Genomic DNA, 22244 nt, shown 5'->3' on the forward strand with positions numbered 1-22244 from the left:
GTTGGGCGATGTTGGGAGGCAGGGCCCGGACGCAGCCGGACCCTGACCATGATCAGGCCCCTTGGGCGCTCAGAGCCGTTTTCTCGCGGGCGTCTGCCCGCGCGAAGAACAGATAGTAAAGCACGGGCGCCGCCACGAGCGTCAGGATCGACGCAAACGCAAGACCGCCCATGATGGTCACGGCCATCGACTGGAAGAATGCATCCGTCAGCAAGGGTGCCATCCCTAGAATGGTTGTGACCGCCGCAAGGATCACAGGCCGCAGACGCGAGCTGGACGCCTGGGTGATGGCATCGGCAAGCGGCAATGCCGGATCGGCCTTGCGGACCAGATCGATCTCCTCGACCAGAACAATCCCGTTCTTGATGAGCATCCCCGACAAGGACAGCAGCCCCAAAAGCGCTGTGAAGGTAAACGGCAAACCCGATCCCAAAAGCCCAAGGCTCACGCCGTTGACCGACATCGGCACCAAGAGCCAGATGATCAACGGCTGCTTGAGACCGTTGAAGAGCAGAATGGAGATCAGCACCATCACGATCACGCTCAGCGGCAATTGCCCGGCAAGCGACGCCTGCGCATCGGCGGAGCTTTCATACTCCCCGCCCCATTCCAGCGTGTAACCTTCGGGGATTTCCATCGCTTCAACAGCCGCCAGCACCTCCGCCTGAACCGAAGCTGCGGTCATGCCGCGCGGAATGTCTGCGCCGACGGTGATGACGTTTTGACGGTCAATCCGGCGCACGATGGTGTTCTGCGTCTCGAACTTGAACCCGTCGATCACCTGTTCCATCGGAACAAAGCCGCCGCCACTGGCCGAATAGACCAGCGCATCCGTCAGGTTCACCCTGCCTTCCGGATCGTTGTGCGGATTGCGCAGGAGGATCGGAATTTGCCGGTCGCCTTCGCGGTAGACTCCGGCCGTTTGCCCTTCATTCGCATATTGGATCGCGCGGGTGATGTCCGACCGGGAGATGCCAGCCACCTGCGCGCGGTCCTCGGAATAGATCGGCTTGAGAACAAGCTCCTGCTCTGCCCAGTCAAGACGCGGGGCGATGATGTTGGGCGAGGCATCCAGAAGGGTGCGCATGGCCTGTTCGCCAAGCGCCCGCAACACCGCCGGATCCGAGCCGGCAAAGCGCACCTCGATGGGAGAGCCGCCCCCCGGACCAAAGGCCAGCCGCTGGACTCGGGTCCGGCCTTCCGGCGCGTTTTCCTGCGCAAATGCGCTCATGGCGGCCATTTCATCCTCGATCACATCAAGCGATGAGACACGTACGATCAGATGCCCGTATCCGGGATTGGGATCTTCGGACTGGTAGGTCAGCATGAAGCGCGCGGCCCCGCTGCCGGAAAAGGCGGTCACGGAAACCACATCTTCGCGCGTCGCCAGCCAGTCTTCCATGACCCGAAGCGACTGCGAGGTTTGCTGGATCGAAGCGCCCTGCTGCAATTGGTAGTGCACGAAGTAGAGCGGCGTGTTGCTGTCCGGGAAGAACTGCTGCTTGATGCTTCCGAACAGCATGTAGCAGGCCACCGTCGTACCGATCAGAGCCGCCACGACAAGCCAGCGCAGCGTAATCGCCATCCGCAAAAGCGCACGATACCCCCGGAACAAAAGGCCCGAGTAGCTCTCGGTGCCGCCGTTGGGTTCGACCTTGAAGAAATAGTGCCCCAAGAGCGGCGTCACGACGATGGCCAGTACCCACGAGAGCAGAAGCGAAATCCCGATCACCGCGAACAGCGAGAACAGGAATTCGCCTGTCGCATCCGGACTGAGCCCGATCCCGGCAAAAGCCATGATCCCGATCACGGTTGCACCGAGCAAGGGCACCTGCGTCTTGCTGGCCGCTTCCGTGGCCGCATCGCGCGAGGATTTGCCCTGCTTCATCGCGATCTGCATGCCCTCAGCCACAACGATTGCGTTGTCCACCAGCATGCCCATCGCGATGATCAGGGCCCCGAGCGAAATACGTTCCATTTCAATCGAGAAGAAGGCCATGAACAAAAGCGTGCCGACAACCGTCAGCAGCAGCGTTGCCCCCACGACAATCGCGGCCCGCCAACCCATGGCCAGCGCCAGCACGATCACCACGATGCCCACCGACATCGCAAGGTTTACCAAAAAGGCGTTGGAGGCTTCTTCGACGATGGTGTGTTGCTGGTACACCGGATGCAGTTCGACCCCGACCGGCAGCGCGGCTTTCAGCTCTGCCAGCTTGGCATCCACCCGCTTGCCAACTTCGACGATGTTCTCACTGCTCAGGCCAGCGACACCAAGGGTAAAGGACGCCTCGCCATTGTGGCGCACGATCAGATTGGGCGTCTCGCTTTCCCCTCTGGTCACCGTGGCAAAGTCCGACAGTTTGACCACCCGCCCCCCGGCGCCGAGCGTCAGGTTCTTGATGGCGTCCACCGTATCGGAGCCGTCCGGACGCTGCGCCAGCAAGCGACCATCGGAATCCAGGATGGTGCCGCCGTCGACAACCTCGTTGGCCTTGGCAATGGCAGCTTCGATGGATGAGGGCGGAATGCCAAGCGTCGACGTCAGGGCCGGATCCGGCTCGACAAAAATCTGCTCATCTATCAGCCCGGAGACCTGCACATCCGCAACACCGGACACGGTGAGCAGTTCTCGCCGCAGATAAGACGACAGGTCATAGACTTCGGAGTTGTCAAAGCCCGGTGCGGTCACCGCATAATAAATCCCGAACACGTCCCCGAAGGCGTCATTGACGTAAGGGGCCGTCGCGCCGCTGGGCATCTGCGCATCAGCAACGCGGTTGCGCAGCTTGGTCCAGATCGCAGGCAGCTCTGTGCCGTCGTAGTGATCCTGCATGTCCACGGAAATCCACGACAGGCCGGGCTGGTTCATCGTCGAGATTTTCTTGACCTCACCCATTTTCTGAATCTCGGATTCAATGGGTTCGCTCACCTCGCGCGCCACTTCCTGCGCCGTCGCGCCGGGATACTGCGTGACCACAACGGCGGTCTTGATGGTAAACGCCGGATCTTCCAGGCGGCCAAGCGAGGCAAATCCCCAGATCCCGCCAAGCAGGCACCCGAGGATCACGATCCAGGTATAGATCGGGCGATTGATCGAAAAACGTGCGATATCCATGGCGCGTTATTCCCCGAAGCCCTTGAACCGCGTGACGGTTTGACCGTCCAGAAGCTTCGAAGCCCCCGCCGCGATATACTCCTGACCTGCCTCCAGACCGGACAGGACAATGACTTCGCCGGTCTCATTGGGGACGATTTCCACGTTCGTGGCCTTCACCGTACCGGTTGTTTCCGTCTGAGGCTGAAAGCGCATAATCTGCGGTGCACCGTCAGGCGCAAAGACCAGCGCCGAGCGCGGGATGGAGATCTGCTGATCCGGGCTATTGAGCCGCGTTTCGACCACCACGGACGAGCCGGGCAAAATGATGAAGTCCTCCGGCGCGTTCATGCCGAGCGTGATCGTGTAGGTCTGGCCAACGGCGGCGGTCTCTGCATTGAACTCGCGCACTTCGAGCGGAAAGCGCTGTTCCGATGCGGGGAACTTGGCGGACAAGGTCACGTCCGGATCCCGCCCGGCGCGCTGGAAAAGCACCTCCGGGACACTGATTTCAATCCGGATCTCCGACATGTTGTGGAGCCGGACCACCGGGGTTCCGGCCGCCACCGTGGATTGATTGGCCACAAGCCGGGACGAGACGAGCGCGTCAAACGGGGCGGACAGGCGCGCCTGATCCAATGACCGCTGCGCCTGATCCACCTGAACTTTCGCCAAATCGAAACTGGTGCGCGCGTCGTCAACCGAAGCCTGGCTGACCGAACTGCCCTGCAGCTTTTCCATCCGGGCCAGCGTGCGTGACGCCTGATCGAATTGCGCCGTTGCCTGTGCGAGCGCCAGTTCGAAGGGGACAGGATCCAGCCCTGCGATCAAGGTCCCCTTAGGGATCGAAGCCCCTTCCACAATCGGCAGTTCGATGATCTGCCCGCCAACCTGAAAAGCCAGATCCACGGTTTCCAGAGCCACAACACGCCCATAGAATTCCCGGTCCTGACCGGACGCCCGGCTCTCGACCTGCCCGATCTTGGCGACCACGCTTTCCTGTGCTGCAACCGGCGCCGCCAAGACGGAAACGGCTAGGGCGACCACCGCGAAAACGTGCGTGCTGGCGCGGGCGAACGCGGAACGCCATGTGCTGGCATTCGTGCGGTGGAGCGCGCGGGACAGAGCGGCACCTTGAGGAGTTTTGGGAAGCAAGGTCGTCACCTCGGATTATGTTTGCAAATTATAATTATTATTTGTAGTTATAATTCGCAAATGTCAATGAGAGAACCATATGGATTTTGACGACGACATTCCTCCGGCGCTCATGCTGCTTGCCTATTTCAAGCACATGACAGACAGCGTTTTGGCGGATACGGCGCAAGCCAATGAAATGACGACGATAAACCAGATCAAGCTGATCGTTTTCCTGGGCAGTCATCGGGCGATGAAAGAGGTCTCGGACGTGCTTTTGATGCACCCGTCCAATGTCACCGGCCTTGTGAACGTCTGCGAAGAGGCGGGCTGGATCGAACGAATCCCTTCTCAGACGGACAAGCGCGCCAAGCTGCTGGCGCTGACAGAGGCTGGGGTCGCGGTGCGGCAGCACGTCATCAAGGATCTGGTGCGCCAAATGGACATAGATTTCGGCATCAACGACGAGGTCGCGTCCAAGATCATGTCTTTGATCAACCTGCCCGAAACCACCTGCTGATCCCGCCCTGTGACAAGCTCTTGAACTTGGTCACCCTGCCTATACCTTGCGCCGCATGACGGTTCTGAAAAACATGCACGGGCTTGGGCGGCGGATTGTGGCGCTTGGCGCTTTCGTAGCGGCCCTATGGGCCATTCAGGGGATCAACTGGCTGACCGGCTACAGTCTCAATCCGGCCTTTGGACTGATCCCCCGGCATGCCAGCGGGCTGGACGGAATTCTGGCCATGCCGCTGCTGCATGGCAGTTTCGAACACCTGATGGCCAACACCCCGCCGCTTCTCTTGATGGGGGCGTTGCTGGTCACAACCGCGACCCGCGCGCTGTTATCAGTGAACGCGGTTGTGATCGGCCTTGGCGGCGTCCTGCTCTGGCTTTTCGGAGGCACTGCGATCCACATCGGGGCGTCCGGGCTTGTGTTTGGCTGGTTTGGCTTCCTCGTCGCCCGCGGCTTTGTGGACCGGTCGCTGGTCACGCTTGGTGCTGCCGTTCTGGTCGGGTTGATTTACGGGTCGATCATCTGGGGCGTTTTGCCCGGGCAACCCGGCGTATCCTGGGAGGCGCATCTGTTCGGGGCCATCGCCGGGATCGCGGCGGCCCTGCTGATCCGCACCCATGTTCACGCCCCCCGCCTGCGCGCGGTTGATCGCCGTTAAACCTCTCTGTCTGGCACTTGCGCAGACACAAAGGCCCTTAAAATGCAGTCAGCCTTGGAAGCGCGCCTGCGGCACGCCTTTGACGCCGAGACCGGTGATCGCGAACAGGCTGCCCGCTTCGGGTTGGGCCTCGCGCTCCGTCACCGTCAACCCCAGCGACGTGACATAAAGCACATCGAGGTTCCTGCCGCCGAACATCGGTTTCGTGGGTTTTTCCACCGGAAGATCGACAGTCTGGAGCACCTCCCCTTCGGGCGACAGGCGATAGAGACACCATCCATCCATGCCCGCCTGCCAATAGCAGCCATCCGCATCCACCGTGCCGCCATCGGGCCGACCGGCGACCTGCCGGGTGTCAAAGAACGTCTCAAGCGCGCCCGGCGTGCCGGACTTTGCGTCATAGGCGCAAGACCAGATCCGGCGCACCTGCGGATTGCTGTCAGAGACATACATGCGCCCGCCATCAGGGGAAAACGCCAGCCCGTTTGTGGTCCAGATCCCGCCCATCCCTTCGGTGACGGTCAGGTCAGGATCAAGCCGGTAGAAACGGCTGCACGGCTCGGGGTTGCCCATATCCTTCATCGTCCCCGCCCAGAAGCGCCCCTGCGGGTCCGTCCCGCCATCGTTGAACCGGCTTTCAGGCAGATGCGCTTCGGGATCGGCAATATGCTGGCGCTCGCCCGTATCGGGATCAAAGAACCAGAACCCGGATTTCGCCGCTACGACAAGCCCGCCCTTCTCCCGGCGTGCGATGCAACCCACTGGCTCTCCGAATTCGAAGGTTTCGTTGGTGCCGCGCTCCGGGTCATACCGGTGGATCAGGCCGTTCGGGATATCCACCCACCAGAGCCTTTGATCTCCGACATCCCAAACCGCACCTTCGCCTATGCCGGAGCGGGTTGGTGCGACGCATGTGATTTCGATGGGCATGTTCTTGGCTCTTTCGTCTGTTTCGCAATAGGGCATGTTGCCCGGAACTCTAGGCAAACTGCTCCAGCAGATTCAGGCGGATCGGGACAAGCGCGCCCCGGCTTTGCACAACCTGCCCGGCAAGGCGACACCCCTGTTCAATGGCCTCACCCAAAGGCATGTCAGTTGCAAGCCCCGCCAACACTGCGGCATTGAAGCTGTCCCCGGCAGCCGTGGTATCGACGACGGAGGCCAAGGCCTGAACCGGGACAGCCCCGTTCCGCCCGTTTTGACGGTAGTGCACCGAAGCCGCGCCGTTCTTGACGATGACAGTGTCAGCACCAGCCCCCACATAGCGGTCCAGCGTGGCCTCGGCATCCTTGTCCGCAAACCAGCGCGCCTCGTCTTCGAACGACGGCAAAGCGATATTGCAGCACGCGGCGGCCTGCATAATCACCTCCGTCATCTGCCCGGCGCCGTCCCACAGGTGAAGGCGCAGGTTAGGGTCAAAGGCCACGCGCTTGCCCGCACGCCGCGCGCTGCGCATGGCCTCAAGCAGCGTGTTCCTGCCGGGGCCATCGAGAATGGCAAGCGTGATCCCCGAAACATAGACGAGATCAGACTCTGCAATCGCCGCATTGAGCGCCTCGGTGTCCTCAGCCAAAAGCCGGGCCGCCGATTGTTCGCGCCAATAGGAAAAACTCCGTTCGCCCTTGTCCAGCGAGATCATGTAGAGGCCAAGCGCGCGTCCTTTGACCTTGCGGATATGCCGGGTTCCGATCCCGGCCTCGGACATCGCCCGAAGCATGCGCTCCGACAGCGCCTCATCCCCCACAGCCGTGAAGTAGGACACATCTATGTCCGGCGACAGCATGGCGAGATACCAAGCGGTGTTGAACGTATCCCCTGCAAATCCCAGGTGAAAATCGCCAGGTTGCGCCTTTGGGGACAGCTCGGCCATGCATTCTCCAATTGCGAGAACACGCATTGTCAGATCTCCAGTCAGACAGGCAGCCCTTACGAGAAGAGCATCCCGCCATTGATGTCCACATTCGCCCCGGTGATGTAGGCGGCCTCCTCGCTGGCGAGGAACAGCACCAGATTGGCCGTGTCCTCGGGTACGCCCTGCCGCCGCAAGGGCGCGTTCGCCTCCAACCCGCGCCGCCCGGCGTCCGGCGTGTGGATGTTGTGAAAATCCGTGTCGATCATGCCCGGACACAGCGCGTTGACGCGGATCTGAGGGCCAAGCTCCTTGGCCAGCCCGCGCGTCATCGTCATGACTGCGCCCTTCGCCGTGGCATAGGCCACCGCACCCGGCCCGCCGCCATCGCGGCCCGCCTGGCTGGCAAGGTTGATGATCGCGCCGCGGGTCATGTGCGGCAGACAGGCTTTGACCATCAGGAACATGCTGGTCACGTTCAGATCCATCACCGCATGCCAGTGCGCCAGATCCATCTCGGCAATGGTCTTGCGCGCAATCAACCCGCCCGCGTTGTTGACAAGAATGTCCACGGACCCGAAACGCGCAACCGTTTCAGAGACCAGCGCCTCGACGGCGCCTGCGTTGTTCAGATCACCCTGCACCGCGAAAGCCTTGCCGCCGCGTTTTTCGATTTCAGCGACCGTGGCGTCGGCACCGGTGCTGCTGGCAAAGTAGTTGACCGCCACATTGGCCCCTTCGGACGCCAGCCTGATCGCACAGGCCCGCCCGATATCGCGCCCACCGCCGGTAACAATGGCTGTTTTTCCCGCAAGTTTCATCAGTTCACCATCATGTCCTGCGGTGCATCTTCACCGCTGTTCTCAAGTTTCAGAAAGTAGTCAAAAATCTCCGGCACGTTGCCCTCGCCCATGCCAGCGGCCACCGCTGCGGACAGGTTGTGCGCCGTGCCTTCGGCGATTTCCGCGCGCGTCCCAAGCTCTTCGGCCATCTTCAGAAAGTAGCCCAGATCCTTGTTCGCATTGTTGATGGAGAACCCGAGGTCGCTGACCCCGTCCACCGCGTAGTTCTTGCAAAAGCTCATGAATGGCGAGTTCGACGGACCCGTGGACATGATCTCGTAAAGCTGTGCGCGGTCGACACCGGCACGCTCCGCCACGGCAAAGGCCTGGCTCATGGTGCAGACCGTGGTCATGCCCATGAAGTTGTTGATCAGCTTGGTCACATGGCCCGCGCCCAGCGCGCCAAGGTAGAAGATGTTTTCGCCCTGTTCGTCGAGTACCGGCTTGACCTTGTCAAAGATGTCCCGGTCACCCGCAGCCATGATGTTGAGCAAACCGTCCCGCGCGTGCGCGGGCGTTCGGCCCAGCGGGGCGTCAACCATACCGGCCCCTTTCGCCGCCAGATCAGCCCCGATCCGGCGTGTCGAGGCCGGGATCGACGTGCCAAAATCAATCAGAACCGCCCCTTCCCGGATCCCCGCGAGGATGCCGTCTTGGCCATAGACGACCTTTTCGACAACCTCGGATGTGGTCAAACAGAGCATGACGATATCGCAGGCTTCGGCCAAGGCGCGGGGCGATGCCGCTTCGCTGGCCTGACCGCGATCCAGAACCCTTTGCACTGCGTCCTTGTCGAGGTCCATGACAACCAGTTCGAACCCCCTTTTCTGCAGGTTCTCCACCATGTTGCCGCCCATAAGGCCGAGGCCGATGAAACCGATGACGGGTTTGGACATGCTGTGCACTCCCTTCTTGTGTCTTTGCTCGCCTCAGAGGAAATCTTCGCGATGCGGGGTAAACATATCGAGCAGCGTGCCCGCTTCGAGGCAGGTCGCGCCGTGTACGATATTCGGTTGCTTGTAGAGCGAGTCGCCCGCGGCAACGGTGTAGGTCTCTTCGCCGACCTGGAACTCGAACCGGCCGGAAATCACATAGGTGATCTGCTCATGCGGATGACTGTGCAGGGCGGCTACGGTGCCGGTTTCGAACTGCACTTCGACGCACATCAGATTATCGTTATAGGCCCCGACCCGACGGGTCAGACCGCCGCCTGCTTCATGCACGTCGCTACCCTGCGCCGGGAAAAAGTTCTTTATGGTCATGTGCTGTCCTTGGTCTTGCCCGTCTCAGGTCTTTGCAAATTTCTTCATCACAACCCGGAAGGTGTTCTCCTCCGGATCGGTGAAATACAGGTCCGCATCGTAGCCCTGATCGTCCAGGAAATGGAAAAAGCGCTTTGGCGCATCGAGCCTGTAGGGAACCAGCAAGGTCGCAATGCGGTGGCGCGTGGCTTCGGGATAGCGGGCATGCAGGCATGTGCTGACCGGCAGCCCCTCGTAGTCTGCCGGATCGACATCCGGGAAACCCGTTTCCTGCGAGAGGACCGGTTTGCCCGCCTCGGACCAGATGACCTGCCCGTAGAACCCGGCGCGCTCCCCTTCGTAGCGGAACGACGTCTTGCCAAGATCGTATCTGCCATTGGCATGCAGCAGGAAGTCCAGCGAAACCGGAGCTTCGGCATCCACACTGTCCACAATCACGAAGTAGCTGTTGCGGACAAAGTAGATCTCGCGCTCGGCCAGCGTCACCTCGGGCGAAAGCGTGCGATACGCCGCCGTGGCATCCCCCTTGATATAGACGTGATCGTCATGTTCGCTCGCCTCGATGATCCGGCCGGTGGCCGCCATGGCCCTTGCCTTGTCCTTGTCGGCGTATTGGCCCTTGCCGTTGATCAGAATGGCATTCTTGGATCGGGTCTGTCGCCGCCACTGCCGGTGCATGCTCGAATTGAAGGCGACGTAATGGCCTGACTGGATCGCCAGATCCTCTCCAAAGGCCGCCATGCAAAAGGCGTTCTGATCGCCGTGGCTGTGGCTGATCGAACCGAACTTGGAGGACTTGAACACGAACTGGATATGCGCGTCCGGATCGTCCATGGCGTGTTGAACACCAACCCAGCCAATCCCCCGGAAGTGCCGCATCCCTCCCTTCGGCGGCGTGGCCTCAATCGTCGGGAAATCGGTGCGGAAGGCCAGCTCGTCAAACCGCGTATCCCACCAGCCCCAGTTGTAGAACGCCGTTTCCGTGCCGGGGTTCAGTTCCAGGTTCTTGTCGCAATACCACTGATACGCGCCATTCCCAGTGACACCGGCAAACTGGCGCATGTTCAGGCCGGTCTTGATGGCAGGCAGATCGCCCTGGGTGCTGTCATCGCCAAAGGTGGCCCGGCGGGTGTTCGGCGCTTTGCAAAACAGCGGGAAGTCCCCGGTTTTCTGAAAGAACGGGCGTTTGTAGATGTCGATGCCTGCAAAACTTTTCAGACGGTTGGCCGCGTCGATCAGATAGGCAATGCCCATCATCCAGTAATTCGTACCTTCCGCCCAACCGCCATCGCTGTCGCCCCACGGCGTGTAGACGGTGAACAGAAACTCGGTGCAGTAATTCAGCCAATCGCGGGCCTCGTCGTCCTCATCGTCGCCAAGCAGCGCGATACAGGCAGGCACCAGCGTCAGGGAAACAGAGCGCACCGCGTGACTGTCGTAGGGAAAGAGGTGGATCTTGGCGTTGTGGATCGCGTGGTCTGCGATGTCCCGGGTGCGTGTCAGCAAAGCCGCACGCACCATCGCGCGCTCGTCCTCATCCATGTGATCAAAGAGCCAGTCATAACCCCAGGCCAGCGCATTGGTTACGCGGTAGGCCCATTCATCGGTATAGGCGCGAGAGGTGACGCCCATCGGGTCCCAGCTTGCCGCTTCCAGAAGCCACGCCTTGGCGCGCGCCAGCATCGCGTCATCGCCCGTCACCACCCCGCCAATCGCAAGATGCCGGACCGCGTACCAGAACTCCTGAAGGTCAATGTACGTTTGCCGCCAGATTGGCGCCGTGCGGGTGTGATTGGGGTAGCCTGCGGGCTCATTCATCACCTCCCGGTCCATCCACGGCAGGACGGACCCTTCGTAGAAGTTGAACCACGTGCAGTGATCGGGATCCGCTTCGACTGCCTTGCGGAACCCTTCGAGACGGTCCGGCGTCATCCAAAGCCGCGGATGCGCCTGCGTTGCCTTTGCAAACCGATCTTTCCGGGACAGCAGCGGCGTCTCGGGAAGCCCTTCGGCCAGCGTGAAGGCGCGCGGCGTGCTCCAGTTGGTCACAGGCTTTCCCGCCGCGTCACACACGGCATAGCACCAATGGTAAGTGCCCGGTTCAAAGACAGTGTCAGGCGTGAAGAAATTCAGGGGGATATTGGCAAAGACCTGCGTGTCCGACGCCGGAAAATCCGCCTTGCGGGACACGCGCAAAACGTATTGCGCCTCGTCCTCTATCACCGGCAGCCATGTGAACCGGGGCGGGTTTTCCGCCACTTCGGATGTCTCATCCGGCGCGTATTGGATCGTCAGACGGCCCGCCTTGGGTTCGTCGAGCTTCATGAGGGGTGTGGCGAGCATGTCGGGTTCCTGCAAATAGGTCGTGCGTTTCGGATGCGCATGGCCGGAACACCGGCCATGCGCCTTTGGTCAGAAGATCAGCCGTATTGGCGCTTGTAGGCGGCGTTCATCACCTCGAGCACGTCCTGAAGACCCATGTCGTTCAGGGTCTCGACGTAATCGTCCCAATCGGCCTTGATGTCGCCGGAGCCCAGAACCCAGGCCTGCTGGCGCTCCAGCATGTAGGTGCGGATAGAGGGCCAGTGACGGTCATAGATCGCCTGTTCGTCCTTGGTGAAGGCGACGCCAAGGAACTGGTCGACCAGAAGATCGTACTGATCATAAAGCTCGATACCCCGACGCGCGCTGTCACGGGTCCACTGCCACTCATAGCGGTAGTCCTGCGGATAGCCGCGCTGAATTTGCGAGCCTACCGCCCACATCTGCGCATTCACCGGATCGCCGCTCGCCAGAACGCTGTCCTTGTAGACAGGCTCACCATCGACGATTTCGTACTGCTCCCCTTCGATGCCGAAGTTGGCCAACAAGGAACCCTGCTCAGAGAACCAGAAATCCATGTATTTGATCGTCTCAACCGGGTTCTCGTTGGTGTGGCTGATCGCCCAGCCATCCGGCTTGATCGGAATCCGCCGGTGCTCTTCGAGACGGCGGCCGCTGGGGCTTGCCGGGGGCAGGAACGGAATGAAGTTGAAGCCTTCGACCTTGCCTTCGAGCGCCACATTGTAACCGGAGGTAGAGGCGAACCAGTCATGGGTCATGCCGCCAAGGTTTTCCGACAACAGGTATTCGCGCGCCGAAGACCCCCGTGTAAAGACTTCCGGGTCGATCAGCCCCTCTTCGTACCACTGCGCGACGTTGGCCAGCGCATCCCGATAGGCGTCTTCTGCATAGGGGTGCACCACCGCGCCGTCCTTGACATAGAAGTCATGGAACGTATCGGAGCCGGACGAGCGCGCATCCCACAGCGTGACAAGGCGGATCGCCTCTTCCCAGTTTCGGGCAAAGAAGGGCACTTCGTCCTTCATGCCGTTGCCGTTCGGATCATTGTTGCGGAATGCGGTGAGCACCTCGTAGAGCTCATCCACGGTGTCCGGCTGCTCAAGGCCCAGCGCATCCAGCCAATCCTGGCGGATGAAATAGGCGCGGCCGTATTTGCCGTCCGGCAGATAGGGGATGTAGTAATAATTGCCGTCGTAGGCGGCGATGGCTTCTTTCAGACCCGGGTTGTCTTCCCAGAACTTCTTGATGTTCGGGGCGTGTTCATCAACCAGATCGTTCAGCGGCTGGAACGCGCCCTGCGGGCCGAATTCGTTGACCGGCTGCTTGATCAGGTGGCCGCCGACGATGTCCGGCATGTTGCCCGAGGCGATCAGCAGGTTCATCGCTTCGCCCGAGTCCTTGGTGTTCTTGCCAAAGGTCTCGTCGATCAGGTGGATGTTGGTGGCCGCGCGGGCGGCTTCCTCGACCGGGTAGATCTTCGACGTATCCCCGCCGACCCCATAGCCCTGCGCGCGCGGCCAGTGCATGTGGATGCTCAGCTCGAGCGGGGCATCCACGATGGGATAGTCCTGAGCCTGAACCGGTGCGGTCATGGCCGTTGTGGCCAGCATCGCAATGGATAGTGACAGTCTTCGCATGGTTTCCTCCCTTGAATGCGATAAGTGCGTCATTCCTTCACCCCACCCAGCAGGATGCCCTTGCTGAAGTACTTCTGAAGGAACGGGTAGATCAGCAGGATCGGGATGATCGAGCAGACGATGATCGCGGCGCTGACGGTCTCGACCGAATAGGGCGCGTTGATCAGTTCGGCACCGAAGGACTCATCGTCCGTCAGTTCGGTGATGACATGGCGCAGGTAGACCTGCAGCGGGATCTTGTCCTCGTCCTGGAGCAGCACCATGGCCCAGAAGAACCCGTTCCAGCGCGACACGATGCAAAACAGCGCGACGGTGGCGATGGCCGGTTTCGACAGCGGGACATAGACTTTCCACAGGACCTGGAACTCGTTCGCCCCGTCCATCCGCGCCGCCTCTTCAAAGCTCTGCGGGATGCCTTCAAAGAAATTGCGCAGCAGGATGATGTTGAAGCCGTTGACCGCAAATCCGATGATGATGCCGAAGTAACTGTCCAGCAGCCCCAGATCGCGCATGTTCAGGAAGAACGGGATCAGGCCGGCGTTGAACCACATGGTAAAAGCCACCACGAGGTTCCAGAACCGCCGCCCGTAGAGTTGCGGGCGCGACAGCGCGTAGGCACCGGGGATGATGAAGGCGAGACTCATCAGCGTCCCGCCGATCGTGTAGATGAACGTATTGCGGTAGCTGATCCAGAACTGCGGCTCGATCAGAACGCGCTTGTAAGCCTCCAGCGTGAACTCGACCGGCGTCAGCATCACATTGCCGGCCCGCGCCTCAAAGCCTGTGCTCAGGGACAGCGACGTGATGTAGATGAACGGGTAGAGCGTGGAGATCGCGAAAAGCCCGATCAGGATCATGTTGACGATCACGAAGAGCTTGTCGCCACGGGAGTAGAGGTTCATGTTTGCCATCGGTCAGCCCCTCACCAAAGCGATGTGCGCGAGTAGCGCTTGGAGATCGTGTTCGCGGTCATCACGAGGACAAATGCGACCACGGCGTTGAACAGACCGGCGGCGGCGGCAAAGTCGTACTGCCCGCCCTGAAGGCCCTGGCGATAGATGAAGGTGTTCACCACGTCCGCGGTCTCGTAGGTCGCCGGCTGGTAGAGCAGGATGACCATCTCGAAACTGATTTCGAGGATGTTGCCGATACGGATGATCAACATGATGATGATCGTCGGCAGGATTGACGGAATGGTGATCTTCCACATCATCTGCCAGCGGCTGGCCCCATCCACGACCGCTGATTCATAGAGCGTCGGAGACACCCCTGCGATGGCCGCCAGATAGACGATCGACTGGAAACCCGCCTCCTGCCAGATACCCGTTCCGATAAAGATCGGGCGGAACCATTCCGGTTTCGTGAGGAAGTAGACCGGCTCCAGACCGAACCAGCCTAGCGCCGTGTTCACGATCCCCGCCGAGGGCGAGAAGGCCGTCATCACGATCCCCGCAATGATCACCGAAGAGATAAAATGCGGCAGGTAGACAATGGTTTGCGCGGATTTCTTGAACGTCTGGCTCAGTACTTCGTTGAACATCAGCGCCAGAAGGATCGGCACAGGAAAGCCGAACAGCAGACCGTAGGCGCTCATGATGATCGTGTTCTTGAGCGCGCGCAGGAACTGATCGTTGTTGAACAGCGTCTCGAAATGCTCCAGCCCGATCCACGGACTGTTCGCGATGCCCCGGAAAACCGAGTAATCCTTGAAGGCGATCTGCAACCCGTACATCGGCTTGTAGAGAAAGATGACCATCCACAGCACCGTCGGCAGCAGCATCGCGTAGATCTGCCACTCCCGGCGCAGGTGCTCGGTGATACGCTGCAGGCGGCCGGGTTTGCGAACCTCACGCGCCTTTCTGCCGGATCCGGCGGCGCTGGGTGTGTCGGGAAGCCCGGTCATTGGTTCAGCACCTGACCGGGCAAGGCCAAACCGGTCTCACCGTCGAAAACCTTGACCAGATGCGCATCCACCGTGAAGCCGCCAATCCGGCCAAGCGCCTCCATCTGCCCCACCGTATCGGTGCGGATTACGAAAGGAGCGCCTTGCAACGTTGCATGAACCAGCGCTTCGGATCCCAGCGTCTCGATCAGGTCGACCTCGATGGAAACGCGGTCCGGTTGACTGTCATCAACCGCTTTGGCGAACTCCGGACGGATGCCAACGGTGACCGTCTTGCCCACAGCGTTCTGCAGCGATGGCAAGGGTTGCAGCACAATGCGCTGCCCGCCGAACTCCGCAACCGGCCCCTGATCCCCGGCAACAATCTGCGCTGTGATCATGTTCATCGGCGGCGCCCCGAGGAAGCCCGCCACAAAGGTGTTGGCAGGGTTCAGGAACAATTCCATCGGCGTGCCGATCTGCTCGATCCGGCCGTCATGCATGACCACGATGCGATCCGCGAGCGTCATCGCTTCGACCTGATCGTGGGTGACGTAGATCGAGGTCACGCCCAGACGCTTGTGCAGCCGCTTGATCTCGGCGCGCATCTGGGTGCGCAGCTTGGCGTCAAGGTTCGACAAGGGCTCATCGAACAGGAAAACCTTGGGTCGGCGCACAATCGCCCGCCCCATGGCCACGCGCTGACGCTGCCCTCCGGACAGGTCTGCGGGGCGGCGTTCGAGATAGTCGGTCAGGCCAAGAATGCCGCCAACCTCTTGCACCTGCTGCGCAATATCGTCTTTCGGCGTTTTGCGGATGCGCAGGCCAAACGCGATATTCTCCGCCACGTTCAGATGCGGGTAGAGCGCGTAGTTCTGGAACACCATCGCCACATCGCGATCCTTGGGGGCCACACGGTTCACGTGCCGCCCGTCGATGGTCAGATCCCCATCTGAAATCTCTTCCAGTCCGGCAATCATGCGCAGCGTCGTGGACTTGCCGCAGCCGGATGGCCCAACCAGCACGACAAACTCTTTTTCCTGCACGTCGAGGTCAATCCCGTGGACGACCTGAACCGCGCCATACGCCTTGACGAGCCCCTGTAGATTAACGCCGGACATGTCCCCTCCCGTTTTGGCGAACCCCGCCATTCGTTGCGCTCCACTTCGCAACCGATTCGCGATTTCCCGATCTGGTATACTAGTAACTAAACTGGTATACTAGTCTGAAAATGGGTAGGCAAACCCCCGGACCGCGTGTTAAGACAGCTCAAGGGCTCACTCCGAGTTGCCGCATCACGCGCGATGCGGCCCGAGAACAGCCAAAGCAGGAGAGCCAAAAAATGGTGCAGTCAGCGCAGCTTGGGGATCGGCGGACCAGCGTCGATGACGTGTTTGATTTCCTCTTTCAGGAGATCAGTGACCTGCGCCTGCGCCCCGGCGACAAAATCTCCGAAGCGGACATCGCCTCGCGCTTTGGGGTCTCGCGCCAGCCTGTGCGGGACGCCTTCAGCCGTCTGGCAAACCTCGATCTGCTGCTGATCCGCCCGCAACGCGCGACAGAGGTGAAACGCTTCTCCATGCGCGAGATCGAGAAGTCCCGCTTTGTGCGGGCCTCGGTCGAAATGGAAGTCCTGCGCCGCGCGGCGCGGCTCTGCGACGGGGTCAACGCCGCGCAGTTGGACGCTTCCCTGATGCAGCAAAGGGCGGTCATGGAAGCCGGTGATTTCGACGCCTTCGGAGCGCTCGACTATGAGTTTCACAAAACGCTTTGCGCCATTGCGCAGGTCGATTTTGCCTTTGACGTCATCATGGCCGAGAAATCAAAGGTGGACCGTCTTTGCGTTCTCGGGCTGGCCAAGGAATCCCGGATGCCGGAACTGATCGACGATCACCAAGCGATTGCCGAAGCGGTCAAGGCGCACGATCCCGACACCGCCGTCAAAGCCGGGAGCCTGCACCTGTCACGGCTGGATGAGACCATCGAACGCATCTCCCGCGACAACGCCAATTACTTCGAACCAGAAGGCCGCTGAGACGCCGCGTAACGCGGCCTGCGCCTTGAACTGAACGGACAGACTTGTGACACGCGATACACCGTCGGCCATGCAGACCGGCGACCAATGGCCTACGGCGCGAACCGTCCTGTCGCTGGCCTGGCCGATGGCCCTGAAAGCGATCATCCTGCACGGCACCGTGGTGATTGATGCCTATCTTGTGGCCGGGCTGGGCGAGGTCGCGCTCGCTGCAATGGGGCTTGCCGCCGCCATCGCGGGCTTTTGCCTCGGGGCGATCCTCGCGTTTTCGAACGCCATGCAGATCCGCACGGCCCAGGCCGCCGGAACCGGGGATCCTGTGTTCCTGAAATCCGCCTTGGGCTGCGGGTTGGCGATCAACCTCGTGGTTGGCGGCGTCGGCCTTGCCCTTGTCCTGCTTTTCGGCGGGCAAATCACCGCAGCCATGGCCCCGAACGCCGAGGTCGCCACGCTTGCGGCGTCCTATCTCGCGATCTTCTCGCTGGTCTTTCTCGGGGAAGCCCTCGGCCAGTGCCTGTCCAGCTACTTCAACGGATGCGGCCGCACGCGGTTGCCGCTCTACAGTTTCTGCCTGTCACTGCCAGTGAATGTCGGCACAAGCATCGTGCTGATCCACGGATACCTTGGCCTGCCCGCCTGTGGCGTGGCCGGGGCGGCCATGGGCAGCGTCATTGCCGTCATGGTGCAGGTCGGCTTCCTGATTGTCTGCCTGTCTCGGACCGAGCGATCAGTTGTGCGCACCTCAGGCTGGCGACAAGGCCGGTTTGCCCCGACACTCAGGCGGCACCTCGCCTTTGCCCTGCCCATCGCCGCAACCTTCTTCAGCGCGACGTTTGCCATGCAGGTCTGCACGTTGATCTATGCAAGCCTCAGCCTGAACGCCTTTGCCGCCATGACCCTGATCGGACCTTGGATCATGGTCACCGGAACAATCGGGATGCAGTGGGCCCAGGCGACCGGCATCCTCGTCGCCCAACTTCTGGGTCAGCGACAGCCCGAACCCGTGCTGGACGCTTTCCTGTCCAGCGCGTGGCGCGGGGCCTTTGCCGCCGCCGCGCTGGCCTCGCTGCTGCTGGGGTCCGTGTGCCTGTCCGCCAATCTGCTGTATCCGGATCTCAATGCGGAGACCCGCGCCACTCTGCAAAGCTTCCTGCCGATCCTGTTGCTTTTGTCCTTTCCCAAAGGCTCAAACGCGATCTGCGGCAACACCCTGCGCGCCAGCGGCGATACGCTTTACGTGATGCATATCTTCATCTGGTCACAATGGCTGTTCCGGGTTCCGGCAACGGCGCTCGCTGTACTCTACCTGCAGGTTCCGGCGGTTTGGGTCCTGTCTGTGCTGTTGATCGAAGAACTGGTGAAGTTCCCGGCCTTCCACCGGCGGCTTTACAAGGGAGACTGGAAGCGCGCCACGCTGGCCGACTGACGCAAGCCCCTGTGCGCGCGATCAGTAATTCCACATCGTCCCGTCTTCGAGCCTGACCACAGGATGCGAGCCCGGCTCATAGCTGTAGCGCGCAGCTTCGCTCTCGTCGAAGTCCACGCCGAGGCCCGGCGCGTCCGACACATGGACCATCCCCTGCTCCATCCGATGGTCGGAAGGGAACAGCGCATCGCAAGCCGCGGTGCCAAGCACGAGGTATTCCTGAACCCCGAAATTCGGCGCCCAGGCATTCAAATGGTGCTGCGCCGCCATGGAAATCGGCGAATGGCTGGGCGCGCCGTGAAAACCGGTGCGCACATGATGCAGCCCGGCCAGATCGACAATTCGGCGGGCATGGGTAATCCCGCCGCAATAAGCCACGGCGATGCGGATGAAATCGAGCAATTCCTGCTCGATCATCCTGTTGCAATCCCAGATCGTGTTGAACACCTCGCCAATGGCAATCGGGGTCGTGGTGTGTTGGCGGATCAGGCGCAGGGCATCCTGATCTTCGGCGGGCGTCGGGTCTTCCATCCAATATAGGCGGACCGGCTCGACGGCCTTGCCAAACTCGGCGGCCTCGCGCGGGAGCAGACGGTGATGCACATCGTGCAGAATGTGCAGCTCCGGCCCGAACCGATCCCGGATCTCGGCCAAAGCGCCGGGCATGTAGCGGATGTAGCGATCCGAATCCCAGACTTCCTGTTTGGGCCGGATGCCGGTGTAGTCGGTGATGTAGTTTTTCACATCACCCTTCTTTTCGGGCACCGCGTAGCTGGCGGTGGGCATGCCCGGAATGCCGCATTGCACCCGCACGGCCTTGTACCCTTGCTCGACGTAGTAGGCGATGGAGTCCATCAGATCCTCAAGATCGGCCCCGGTCGCGTGGGCATAGACCATTGCGCCGTCCCGGCTCTTGCCGCCCAGCAATTGATAGACCGGCATGTTCGCCAGCTTTCCCTTGATGTCCCAAAGCGCCATGTCGATGGCCCCATAGGCCGCCATGGCAATGGGCCCGCGCCGGAAATAGGCGCCCCGATAGAAGAACTGCCAGATGTCTTCGATATTGCGCGGGTCTTTCCCGATCAGGTTCGGGATCAGGTAGCGTTCCAGATAATGGGCGGGCAGGGTTTCGCGATTGTTCAGTGTCGCGTCACCCAGGCCGTAAATCCCCTGATCGGTCATGATCTTGAGCGTGACGTAGTTCTTCTTCGGCCCGCCAACAAAGACCTTGGCATCAGTGATTTTCATCGCGTGTCTCCCTCGTCCAGTCCCGGAGCATCCGTCCAGCTCGCGCCTGCCCGGATCAGGTCAATGATCCTCTGGTACTGCGCGCCTTCTCGAAACGTCGGATAAGGCGGAACAGGTTCGCCCCGGATATCGCGGACAAAGGCGCGGGCAAGGATGTGCCAGCATTGCTCCGTCTCGCCCGTCACATCGGGCTGCGCTTCGACGATATCTTCCGGAAGCGGCAAGGCGGTCCAGCCGGACGCAGGGCTGTACTGGCTGAGCGGCCCACTGCCGTAGTGACCCTTGAGATGGATCGCACCTTTGGTGCCATAGAACACGATGTGATCATCCTCGAAGCGCGGCACCAATCCGCCATGTTTGAACAGAACAGAGACCGGTTGATCCGCCAGATCACTGCCAATCCGTGCCATCACGGTGTAGGACCATTCAACATTGCTCTCGCCCCATTCCAGCGACGGATCGTCTAGGTCCTTGGGAATATGCTGCCGCCGGGTTGCGAAGTTGTGCACGCCTTCGACAATCGGCGCGCGGCCCAGATCGTCGCGAATGTCGCCTGCGATCCGCAGGATCCTGTCGCCAATCACATCGGTGACGATGGACAGCGTATGCGTGAAATTATTGTTGAGCCGTCCGCCCCCCGCCTCAGCCCGATGTGACCAGCCAAACGGGATGTCGCGCTCAAGGTTGAAGTGCGACATGCACTCCACTTCGGTCGGCGCACCGATACCCCCTTCCGCGACAAGCCGCTTGGCGTGTTGCACGCTGGGCGTATAGCGAAAGCTCGCGGCAAAGGCCGTCTTGACCCCGCGCACCTGCGCCAGATCGCGCAGGGTCAGAGCCGTGGCCCCGGAGGCCGTCATCGGCTTGTCGCAAAAGACATGGCAGCCGCGGTGTATGGCCTGCGTGATCGGCTCGACATGGGCGCCGCCCGGCGTCGCGATGGAGACGATATCCGGCGCGCAGATCTCCAGGGCCTCGGCCCAGTTGGTGCCTGCAAAGGGAATCCCCAGCCGCGCCGCAACCTCCCGCACAACCGGATCTGTCCGTCCGACAAGGCCGACAACCTCTGCCCCTGCCGCGCGAAACGCGGCTGCGTGCCCTTCCCCGGCAAAGCCCGTGCCGTGCACGAGCACTTTCAATACGTCACTCATGAGCCTCTCCCCGCTTCATATTACTAGTATACCAATTATGCCTTGACAATACTAGTATACCAGATGTTAATCAGCGCCGTGACGCGTCAGGAGGAGGCGTCGCGCCAAAATCGCGGGGTGCAAAGGCACCCGCCCGTGGCATCTGCGCGGGTCAGACTTTTCTGGGAGGATCTTATGGATCAGACACTTACCGCATCGTTTGCCGGGGCTCTGGCCGCCGCAACCCTGCTTGGAACCGCCGCCATGGCGGACAACTGGCGTGGCTGGAACATCCACGTCGAAGGCTATCCGAACACCGTCGCCATGGACAAATTTGCCGAGCTGGTCTCGGAAAAGACGGACGGCGAGATCACGCTTCAGATGTTCCACGGCGGCACGCTCGGCAGCCAGCCGGACGCCATCGAACAGGTGCGTCTCGGCGGTCTTGCCATCGGCAATTTCAACCTCGGCCCCATTGGACCGATCGCGGCAGAAGCCAACGTTGTGTCGCTGCCTTTCATCTTCAAGGACGTGCCGCACATGTTCCGCGTTCTGAACGGCGAAGGCGGCGCTCAGATTGCCGCCGGGATGGAAGCCAAAGGGCTGATCCCGCTTGCCTGGTATGACGCCGGGGCACGGTCTTTCTACAACGGCACCAAGCCGATCAACGCGCCGGGCGACGTGGCCGGCATGAAGGTGCGGGTCATGAACAATGATCTTTATTCCGGGATGATCTCGGAACTGGGCGGCAACCCCTCGCCCATGGCCTTTGCCGAGGTTTACCAGTCTCTCAAGACCGGCGTCGTCGACGGGGCCGAAAACAACTGGCCGTCCTACGAATCCACCGGCCACTTCGAGGTCGCGGGGTATTATTCGCTGAGCCAGCACCTGATCATCCCCGAATGCCTGTGCATCAACGCGGATGTCTACAATGGCCTGTCCGAGGACATGCAGTCCGCCGTCAAGGAAGCCGCCATGGAATCGGCCAGCCTGCAGCAGCAGCTCTGGGCCGAGCGTGAAGCTTCGAGCCGCGCGATGGTCGAAAAAGCGGGTGTCGTGACCAACGAGATCGCCGACAAGGACCCGTTCCAGCAAGCCATGGTGCCGGTCTATGAGGCCTACCTGACGGCCAACCCGGACCTGCGTCCGCTGGTTGAACTGATCCAGGCCACCGACTGATCCCG

Annotated in this window: 19 protein-coding genes; 5 read left to right on the forward strand and 14 right to left on the reverse strand. The window is 61.1% G+C overall.

Features of this window, described 5'->3' with window-relative positions; genetic code table 11:
• Positions 1-52: 52 nt before the first annotated feature.
• On the reverse strand, positions 53-3118 hold the full coding sequence (locus E4662_RS07705) for an efflux RND transporter permease subunit (RefSeq protein WP_136440949.1): 3066 nt from the start codon (positions 3116-3118) through the stop codon (positions 53-55).
• Positions 3119-3124: 6 nt separating this feature from the next.
• Complete coding sequence (locus tag E4662_RS07710) at positions 3125-4252, reverse strand: efflux RND transporter periplasmic adaptor subunit (protein WP_240705143.1); 1128 nt, start codon at positions 4250-4252, stop codon at positions 3125-3127.
• A 79-nt stretch (positions 4253-4331) separates the two neighbouring features.
• Between E4662_RS07710 and E4662_RS07715 the strand changes: the two genes are divergently transcribed.
• A complete protein-coding gene (locus E4662_RS07715; protein WP_136440950.1) occupies positions 4332-4751 on the forward strand; it encodes a MarR family winged helix-turn-helix transcriptional regulator in 420 nt (139 codons plus the stop codon).
• A gap of 55 nt (positions 4752-4806) precedes the next feature.
• Complete coding sequence (locus E4662_RS07720) at positions 4807-5406, forward strand: rhomboid family intramembrane serine protease (RefSeq protein WP_240705144.1); 600 nt, start codon at positions 4807-4809, stop codon at positions 5404-5406.
• A gap of 48 nt (positions 5407-5454) precedes the next feature.
• Here E4662_RS07720 and E4662_RS07725 read toward each other — a convergent pair whose 3' ends face one another.
• The 10 genes from E4662_RS07725 to E4662_RS07770 form a co-directional block, all read right to left on the reverse strand.
• Entirely contained in the window at positions 5455-6336 is an 882-nt protein-coding gene (locus tag E4662_RS07725; RefSeq protein WP_136440951.1) for an SMP-30/gluconolactonase/LRE family protein, read from the reverse strand.
• A 49-nt stretch (positions 6337-6385) separates the two neighbouring features.
• Positions 6386-7303 (reverse strand): sugar kinase, encoded by a 918-nt coding sequence (locus E4662_RS07730; RefSeq protein ID WP_136440952.1) that lies wholly within the window; start codon positions 7301-7303, stop codon positions 6386-6388.
• A 29-nt stretch (positions 7304-7332) separates the two neighbouring features.
• Complete coding sequence (locus E4662_RS07735) at positions 7333-8076, reverse strand: 3-oxoacyl-ACP reductase family protein (protein WP_136440953.1); 744 nt, start codon at positions 8074-8076, stop codon at positions 7333-7335.
• Positions 8076-8993 carry an NAD(P)-dependent oxidoreductase gene (locus E4662_RS07740; protein ID WP_136440954.1) on the reverse strand — a complete coding sequence of 306 codons (918 nt, stop codon included), beginning with the start codon at positions 8991-8993 and terminating at the stop codon, positions 8076-8078. Before E4662_RS07740 ends, E4662_RS07735 begins: the two co-directional genes overlap by 1 nt.
• A 33-nt stretch (positions 8994-9026) precedes the next feature.
• On the reverse strand, positions 9027-9359 hold the full coding sequence (locus E4662_RS07745) for a cupin domain-containing protein (RefSeq protein WP_136440955.1): 333 nt from the start codon (positions 9357-9359) through the stop codon (positions 9027-9029).
• A 24-nt stretch (positions 9360-9383) separates the two neighbouring features.
• Entirely contained in the window at positions 9384-11702 is a 2319-nt protein-coding gene (locus tag E4662_RS07750; RefSeq protein ID WP_136440956.1) for a DUF4962 domain-containing protein, read from the reverse strand.
• Positions 11703-11779: 77 nt separating this feature from the next.
• Entirely contained in the window at positions 11780-13339 is a 1560-nt protein-coding gene (locus tag E4662_RS07755; RefSeq protein WP_240705145.1) for an extracellular solute-binding protein, read from the reverse strand.
• Between the two features lie 29 nt (positions 13340-13368).
• A complete protein-coding gene (locus E4662_RS07760; protein WP_136440957.1) occupies positions 13369-14250 on the reverse strand; it encodes a carbohydrate ABC transporter permease in 882 nt (293 codons plus the stop codon).
• A gap of 11 nt (positions 14251-14261) precedes the next feature.
• Positions 14262-15242, reverse strand: coding sequence for an ABC transporter permease (locus E4662_RS07765; protein WP_136440958.1), 981 nt, complete (start codon positions 15240-15242; stop codon positions 14262-14264).
• Positions 15239-16342, reverse strand: coding sequence for an ABC transporter ATP-binding protein (locus E4662_RS07770; RefSeq protein ID WP_136440959.1), 1104 nt, complete (start codon positions 16340-16342; stop codon positions 15239-15241). Before E4662_RS07770 ends, E4662_RS07765 begins: the two co-directional genes overlap by 4 nt.
• A gap of 221 nt (positions 16343-16563) precedes the next feature.
• Here E4662_RS07770 and E4662_RS07775 point away from each other — a divergent pair, with 221 nt between their 5' ends.
• Both E4662_RS07775 and E4662_RS07780 read left to right on the forward strand, forming a co-directional pair.
• Complete coding sequence (locus E4662_RS07775) at positions 16564-17256, forward strand: GntR family transcriptional regulator (RefSeq protein ID WP_136440960.1); 693 nt, start codon at positions 16564-16566, stop codon at positions 17254-17256.
• Positions 17257-17302: 46 nt separating this feature from the next.
• Complete coding sequence (locus tag E4662_RS07780; RefSeq protein WP_136440961.1) at positions 17303-18682, forward strand: MATE family efflux transporter; 1380 nt, start codon at positions 17303-17305, stop codon at positions 18680-18682.
• Between the two features lie 21 nt (positions 18683-18703).
• Here the strand turns inward: E4662_RS07780 and manD are convergent, their stop codons facing one another.
• Together manD and E4662_RS07790 are read right to left on the reverse strand one after the other, a co-directional pair.
• Positions 18704-19930, reverse strand: a complete 1227-nt coding sequence (gene manD / locus E4662_RS07785) for a D-mannonate dehydratase ManD (RefSeq protein ID WP_136440962.1) — start codon at positions 19928-19930, stop codon at positions 18704-18706.
• Positions 19927-21081 (reverse strand): Gfo/Idh/MocA family protein, encoded by a 1155-nt coding sequence (locus E4662_RS07790; protein WP_136440963.1) that lies wholly within the window; start codon positions 21079-21081, stop codon positions 19927-19929. Before E4662_RS07790 ends, manD begins: the two co-directional genes overlap by 4 nt.
• Positions 21082-21255: 174 nt before the next feature.
• Here E4662_RS07790 and E4662_RS07795 point away from each other — a divergent pair, with 174 nt between their 5' ends.
• On the forward strand, positions 21256-22239 hold the full coding sequence (locus tag E4662_RS07795) for a TRAP transporter substrate-binding protein (protein ID WP_136440964.1): 984 nt from the start codon (positions 21256-21258) through the stop codon (positions 22237-22239).
• Positions 22240-22244 lie beyond the last annotated feature (5 nt).

The sequence above is a fragment of the Pacificoceanicola onchidii genome, from assembly GCF_004804335.1.
Classification (GTDB): Bacteria; Pseudomonadota; Alphaproteobacteria; order Rhodobacterales; family Rhodobacteraceae; genus Pacificoceanicola; species Pacificoceanicola onchidii.